The 6,376-nt window shown below is 64.6% G+C and carries 7 protein-coding genes and 1 pseudogene; 2 read left to right on the forward strand and 6 right to left on the reverse strand.

The window, feature by feature from the left end; all coding sequences use genetic code 11:
• Window positions 1-400: 400 nt before the first annotated feature.
• Together ACWEO7_RS24320 and ACWEO7_RS24325 are read right to left on the reverse strand one after the other, a co-directional pair.
• A pseudogene (locus ACWEO7_RS24320) lies at window positions 401-637 on the reverse strand (type VII secretion target); the annotation flags it as partial.
• A gap of 34 nt (window positions 638-671) precedes the next feature.
• Complete coding sequence (locus ACWEO7_RS24325) at window positions 672-1,013, reverse strand: hypothetical protein (protein WP_452426352.1); 342 nt, start codon at window positions 1,011-1,013, stop codon at window positions 672-674.
• 308 nt (window positions 1,014-1,321) lie between these two features.
• On the opposite strand from ACWEO7_RS24325, the gene ACWEO7_RS24330 reads away from it, so the two are divergent.
• Both ACWEO7_RS24330 and ACWEO7_RS24335 read left to right on the forward strand, forming a co-directional pair.
• Window positions 1,322-2,551: an FAD-binding protein gene (locus tag ACWEO7_RS24330; RefSeq protein WP_452426354.1), complete on the forward strand. Its 1,230-nt coding sequence runs from the start codon at window positions 1,322-1,324 to the stop codon at window positions 2,549-2,551.
• 209 nt (window positions 2,552-2,760) lie between these two features.
• Window positions 2,761-3,579 carry a hypothetical protein gene (locus ACWEO7_RS24335; protein WP_452426356.1) on the forward strand — a complete coding sequence of 273 codons (819 nt, stop codon included), beginning with the start codon at window positions 2,761-2,763 and terminating at the stop codon, window positions 3,577-3,579.
• A gap of 241 nt (window positions 3,580-3,820) precedes the next feature.
• Here ACWEO7_RS24335 and ACWEO7_RS24340 read toward each other — a convergent pair whose 3' ends face one another.
• From ACWEO7_RS24340 to ACWEO7_RS24355, 4 genes are all read right to left on the reverse strand, one after another.
• Window positions 3,821-4,654 carry a type II toxin-antitoxin system death-on-curing family toxin gene (locus ACWEO7_RS24340; RefSeq protein ID WP_452426358.1) on the reverse strand — a complete coding sequence of 278 codons (834 nt, stop codon included), beginning with the start codon at window positions 4,652-4,654 and terminating at the stop codon, window positions 3,821-3,823.
• A complete protein-coding gene (locus ACWEO7_RS24345; protein ID WP_452426359.1) occupies window positions 4,651-4,800 on the reverse strand; it encodes a hypothetical protein in 150 nt (49 codons plus the stop codon). The genes ACWEO7_RS24340 and ACWEO7_RS24345 overlap by 4 nt, the downstream gene beginning before the upstream one ends.
• 29 nt (window positions 4,801-4,829) lie before the next feature.
• The gene (locus tag ACWEO7_RS24350) at window positions 4,830-5,159 is read right to left on the reverse strand and encodes a hypothetical protein (protein ID WP_452426361.1); all 330 of its coding nucleotides are present in this window, start codon (window positions 5,157-5,159) and stop codon (window positions 4,830-4,832) included.
• 73 nt (window positions 5,160-5,232) lie between these two features.
• Complete coding sequence (locus ACWEO7_RS24355) at window positions 5,233-5,976, reverse strand: hypothetical protein (RefSeq protein ID WP_452426363.1); 744 nt, start codon at window positions 5,974-5,976, stop codon at window positions 5,233-5,235.
• Between the last annotated feature and the right edge of the window lie 400 nt (window positions 5,977-6,376).

The raw sequence follows: 6,376 nt of genomic DNA on the forward strand, positions 1-6,376 counted from the left end.
TTTCGACTCCACCGGCGTGGGACCCATCATCGACATCGGGCTCCGGCACGCCGGACACGAAGGGCATCCCGCCAGTCGGTGCGGCGACTCCGGACGGCCCAGCACCGTCGGGCTGCGGCGCCGACGCGGCGGGCGCCACCTGTGCGGCGGGCGGCGCCTGTGCGCGATCGGGGGTTCCAGTTCCACTTGGCGTCTCAGGTGCAGTTGATGTAGTGGTGGAAGGTGGCTGAGAGCCATTGCTGCTCGGCGCCTCGGGGTCGGGATACCCCGGCGTCGGCCGATCGTCGGCTGCGCCTGGCGTAGGACCGCCCCGAGGCGCTCCATCGAACCCCCCCGCATGGCCGATTTGTTGTCCGCCGGAATTGTCGGCATTTTCGAGAGCTTCGGCAGTCGCGAGCAATTCGTCGCGCGTACGCTCATGTTTTGCGGCGAGACGCTCCGCGGACTCGTGGCGCCTGTTGTAATAGTCCACCAGCGCCGCGCGCACGGGGTCGGCGATCATGCCATACGTGTGTTCGAAGTCGGCGAGCCAGTCATGTGGGATCTCGCCCCACTTCCGGATGTCCGCAGCGAGCAGATCGTGCTGCTTCGCGATGCTGCGTAGCTGATCTGGCTCAACATCCAGGTAATTGGGCATGCTCCGTCGATCCCTCCCGCCTGCTATCTCGCGTTTATTGTTCCGCCTTCCCAAAGTTGGGGACCGGATCGCTGCCGGTTTGCCACTCCTTCATGACGTCAGCGAAGGGTCGCGGCAGGTTGTCGGGGTTGTTCATAGCGAAATGGTATTGCCGTCGGGCATCTTCGGCGCTCTCGGTGATAGCGGCCAAGATTTCGGCGGCGAGTTCCTGATTGGCGAACCGGGCGCAGGTTCCGGGTGCCAGGTAGAGATCCCGCAGCCGTCCCTTCGCGTCGACCTCGGGTATGACCAACCCACTGGGAGATGGTCGGCGCGCGACGATCGCATCCGCCCGATCGCGCATGTCAGCGATGCGGTGCCGCAGCTCCCTGGCCATGCTGAGTCCCGCGCGGACGTAGGGGTGGACTTCTCTCATCAATCCTCACTCATCCACGGGGCAGAACGCCCGCATGTGCAGCGACCGCCCAGTCGCCCCTGACTCGTACCATCGCCGGGCGCCTCGGCCGGCCACTTCCAGAATGCGGCACCCCGGCGGACCATAATCCCCAGCAATGGGAAGCACTCATACTCGGGTCGACACCAACTTCCCGCAGGTGAGACCGCTAGATCCGTGAGGCCCCCATCGAATCGTTCACCACCGACTTCGGCGGCATCCGGCGCGCCGTCCCGAGGGCGGTCCACCGGATGCCCTCTGCGTTTCCCTCCGCGCTACTCGGCTCGGGACAGCCGTTGACGTTGCGCGGCTCAGGGCACTCTTGCGACGGACAGACCATCACCGAGGGAGACATGCTCGTCACCTACGCGCCGGAGGCCGCTGCTCAGCAAGTGCGGGAGCTCGGTGATGGCCTGATCGAGGTTCCCGCCGGGATGAGCTGGTACGGCTTGGAGCGATATTTGAATCGCCGCGGCGCGGCGATTCCGGTACTTCCCGACTACCTGCATATGTCGGTGGGTGGCACCCTCTCGGTCGGCGGCATCGGAATCGACTCGATTAGCCACGGCATGCAGGTCGATCACGTGGAACGAATCCAATTGATTGATGGCACCGGGACCAGCCGATGGTGCTCACGCACCGACCATCCCGAGCTGTTCCGATTCGCACTCGGCGGCCTGGGGACCATTGGGTTGATCGAACGGGCGGTGCTGCGCACGGTGCCATACCGCCGCGACACCCACCTACACCGCACACGGCACGACACATTGACCGACCTCGTGAAGCACACAGAAGAGATTGCGCAGCGCGACGATATCGACGTGTACTACGCGTCGGTCCGATCCGGCATGATCCACACCGCTACCGGATGGCATGGCAGCGGTCCGAAGCGGTGTGGCGGCGCGGACTGCGCAATCATTTCCGATCTGTCGTTGCGTGGCAACTACGGCACCGCGCGGACCATTGCGCCACCTCCCGACCATGTGCGCCTATGCACCGACTACCTCGTGCCCGCCGGCACGCTCGCGCCGATGCTCGCGGCCGTGGATACGTTACGGCGCCGAGCTCCGTCGAACCGCGGACTCGAAACGTGGTGGATTCTGATCGTGCGCCGTCCCCCCGACGCGGTCCAGTTTCCCTTCACGCCGGGCGGCACCGCCCCCGTATCGATCGGGGTGGGCTTGTATACGTCGGTGCACCGCGACCCGGACGCCGTCGCCGCCACTCGAACGGTCTTCGGCGGCCTTCTGGAACGTTGCCTCGAGTTGGGCGGCCGTCCCTACCTCTATGGCTCCAACGACCTCGACCCCGCGCTGACCCGGCGACTCTACGGCACCGACTTGGATCGGCTCGCACAGCTGCGCTCGGCCCATCGCCTGGAACACGTCAACGCACACCTCCCGCTCGCGCGGGCGGCCCTCGCCGGGCCGGTCCCGAGCTCTTCGCCCCCCGCGGCGCCGATCCGGAACGGTCGACGCTGACCATGGCCTCGTCTAGAGCGGCGGGAGACTATCTAGTCGACTTGGCCGACCGGTTGGCTGTCCACTGCGATCCTGCGCCGATCCGCGCGATCATGGAACGCGCCTGCGGAGGGCAACTCCAGGAGCGAGGGCCGGATGGACACCGCGCCAGTCTGCTGACCGTCTCCGGCCTTCCGTTCGAAGCGAGCGTGTCTGGCAGTCGAGGGAAGGTGGCGCCTGTCGTCCGTTACGCCACCGAGACGGAGACCCAAGAGACGCACTTCGCCGCTCGCCTCGCCGCGCAGGTCGCCGCGATCCGTGATCTGGTCACATGGCTTCCGAACGGAGACGAGGCGGTCGCCGACATGCTGGAGTCCTTCGTCACTACGCTGTACCCCGATCCCGCGACGGTTGCCCCTCGGCATCGCTCCGCGACCTGGATAGGCGTTGTCCATCATGCCGCGGTGCCGCAGCATATTGCCCGTTTGAAGGTGTACGGCTATCCGACGATCGTGGCCGGAGGGCTGCGCCGGTTGTGCGATGCCTGGCCTGCGTTCGCCGGATTGGTGCCGGTACCCGACCACGAGAAACTGATCAAGCCAGTGATCGCCGCGCTCGAAGTGGACGCGCACGGCGACGTGAAGTACAAGATCTACCTGCGAACCCGGAACGGTGATGCCGCCGTGCCGATGAAGCTGGTCCGATACTTCGGCCATCCGGCGTGGGAGGCACTGGCCGAACTCGCTCAGTCCGGCCTAGAGGCGACCGAACTGCATCAGCACGACTTATTCGTGTGCTGTACGCGCGGCGCGGACGCCCCCAGCTTCGGGCTCTCCTTGCTCGGGCGCCGCGACAACGACCTGACCGGACTCGCGCGCGAACTCGCCTCCCGGCACCACGGCACCACTGAAGCCGTCGATGCGCTCGCACGGGCCGCGGAGTCGACCGGGGCGACCTGGCGCTATTCAGGGGTCGGACTGGGTTTCTCCGCCGACCACGGTATCGACAAACTCAACGTCTACGGTAGCCCCGCCTGGAGCAACGCGTAGTCCGCAGCCACTGTCCGCGCCTACCCCTACTGTTGCCGAACGCGGACTCGCTAAATCCTTTTGCGGACGGAGGACCTTGGCGGCCCGAAAGGGCTTACACGTCGAAGTACAGCTCGGACTGCCTGCACGGCGTTTGCCGTAGATGACGATATTGACCAGGTGGGCCTCACCTGCAGAATCGCCGCTGGCGACGTTTGACAGTGAGCACTATGCGGGAACGTGCTGCGTACTCTCTGCGTACTCAGTCCAGCTCAGCGTCTGCGAAGCGCGCAATCGCAAACGGCAGCGATACGACGGCCTTGGGCGAGCCATGGCCGCGGACCATCGACAACTCCAGACGGTGCCGACCCAGCCGGGCGGGCTGCATCACGTACGGGAAACAGAGATTCTGCTGCCACGGCTCGCCGTCCACCGCTGGACCGGATTTGTCCAGGTGGCAGAGGTGCTGAACTTCTGTGTGGATTCCCCCGGCCGGATCGATTAATGCCACCTGCTCCCCGCCCGGACCGAAGACTCGACCGGTGACGACCACACTGTCTCCGGTGCCGAACTCGGCCGACACGATCACTGCGGCCGTGATCGACGCCCGGCAGGGTACGTCTTTTACCAGCATGTAGGTGATCCCGCCTCCTCGGATGTCGAAGGTGCCATTGACGCTGACTTGATCACACAACATCGCGGAGATCAGACGCGCCTCCGACACCCTCTGATACCTGAACCACTCAGCTGCCTGCTCCACCGAAAACGCACTTGTCGCTACGGCAAGGACGAATGGCTCAGCCTCGATGCCAGGTACGTACCGGATTTCTACCCCGTTGACCTCCAGGAAGGTCAAGGCGGCAAGCCAGGAGGTCCGCTTGTTGCCGTCCGAGAAGTACTGGGTGCTGGCGAGGCCGTGTAGCAGTACAGCCGCCTTCGACCAGAGATCGGGGAAGAAGTCCGTATCACCAGATCCTGATTGCGGACGATGAACGGCCGCCTCGAGGCCCGCCCGATCGACAAGACCCGCGCCTTCGCCCCCGTATCGCTGATTTATGAGAACGATCGTGTCGACCGTTAAGTACTCGATCGTCAACGTGCCAAGCGTTCGAGCAGGTCAGACCAGCGCCCGGACAGCTTGTCAGCGGCCTGAAGCGCCTTCTCTTGGTCCGCGTAGCGCACACCCTCGGGCGACGTCGACTCTGTCGGCCGCTCCTTGGTGTCCTTACGGTCCTGCTGCATGACAGCCATGATACCGGCAGAGCTCATGCCTACACGCTGTCTGGCACCTTCACATCCCGCACTCGCAGGATCGCGGTTTCCGGGTCGCCCCACTCAGGCATCCACCATGGCGCCTCCTGCCACGGCAGCTTCACATCGTCACCGAGTTTCTCATCCCTGATCAGCCCGCCTACGTCTGTGAGGTAGCGAACACATTCACGCAACCACTCGATCCCGGCTAGGGCGTCGCGCAGCTCGGACTCGGAGAGCTTGTCAGTGTGTGCCCATTGCACCGACCACACATCGTTTCGCCACTCATGAGCATTTGGCTTGTTGCCAGATCTGCCCGCTTCCGGCTTCCCCAGCGCAGCGAAGGTCACGATTGCGCTGCAGAGGCGGAGACTGGTGTGTCGGTTGCGGCTGGTTCTTGCGGGCAGAAGCTGTCGGGTCGCGTCATGCGAGTCGGTAGAGAGCGGGTTGGGCGGAGATGTTGTTGGCGGCGAAGTTGGCCAGGACGAACCGGCGGAACGACGGCCGGAAGATCATCTGCGGCGCTATGTCGCGCAGCCGATCCCATCGGCAGTGGTTGATAATGCCGTAGTCGCGTGGTTCCCCTGGGAGTGGCTGCATGACCCGGGAGTTGTCCAACCCTGTATTCACCGCCCACCAGCCCGCTGTGTACTCCCAAACCGGAATGAGTTCCTTCTCGTCTTGTCCGTAGAAGAAGTTGAACAAGAACACTCCTTGCCGGGTGGCATCGACATCGCCCATGTTGCGCGCGTTGAGCGCGGCAACCTCGAAAATGCGGTCGGCCGTGCCAGCCACCAGGTCAGACAGCTGGCGGTAGTCCGAGTGCGAGCGCAGTGTATCGATCGCGGCTGGATCGGCGACCTCGATCAGGACTACAAGATCATAGCGAGCTGGCCGCAGGCCGTCCGCGGCGGCAGCGTGGCGCAGCAGCCGATGATTCTGGCCGAAGACCAGGTGGGCGAAGCCCCGGAAAACTGTGGCGCGCACAACTTCCGGGAGTTGCGCGAGATCTGCCGCCGCTGTTTTGCTCTCGAGGACGAGGCGCGCCTTGTTGCGGCTGGCGGGCAGAAACATCGGCCGCCGGTCGACCTCGGCCGCGAGTAGCAGATAGGCGGTGGCACCGGGCGCGATTAGTGGTGCAGTGCGCGGGTTGAGGTGTTCGTTCACGATGTGCATGATCTGCGCTCCTTCTTCTACGCGATGTCAAACGCCCGTATGCCAACGCGCGTTGACATAACCTTCGATCGACGAGCCGAAGATGTCAACACTTGTTTGCCAACACTTGTTCGCCATGCCGGTCGTTGATGAGGAGATCGTTCGAGGCAGTCAAGGCGTTGATCCTGTGTCAATGGCCAGTGAGCCCTACCCCTTTGGTCCTGATGACCGTTGACAGTCGGTGCGATGTCAGTCAGTCGGGCTGCACCCACCCGTTGTCGCGGGCACGGTCCGCCAGCCGGGCACCCCGACCCCTCTGGCCGAGTGGGTCCAGGCCACGTATCCGGCGCTGGCGAAGCGGGCCGAGGACGAGGGCGCGGTGATCCTGTTCGCCGACCAGGTCGGAGTGCGG

The sequence above is a fragment of the Nocardia sp. NPDC004260 genome (assembly GCF_053603155.1).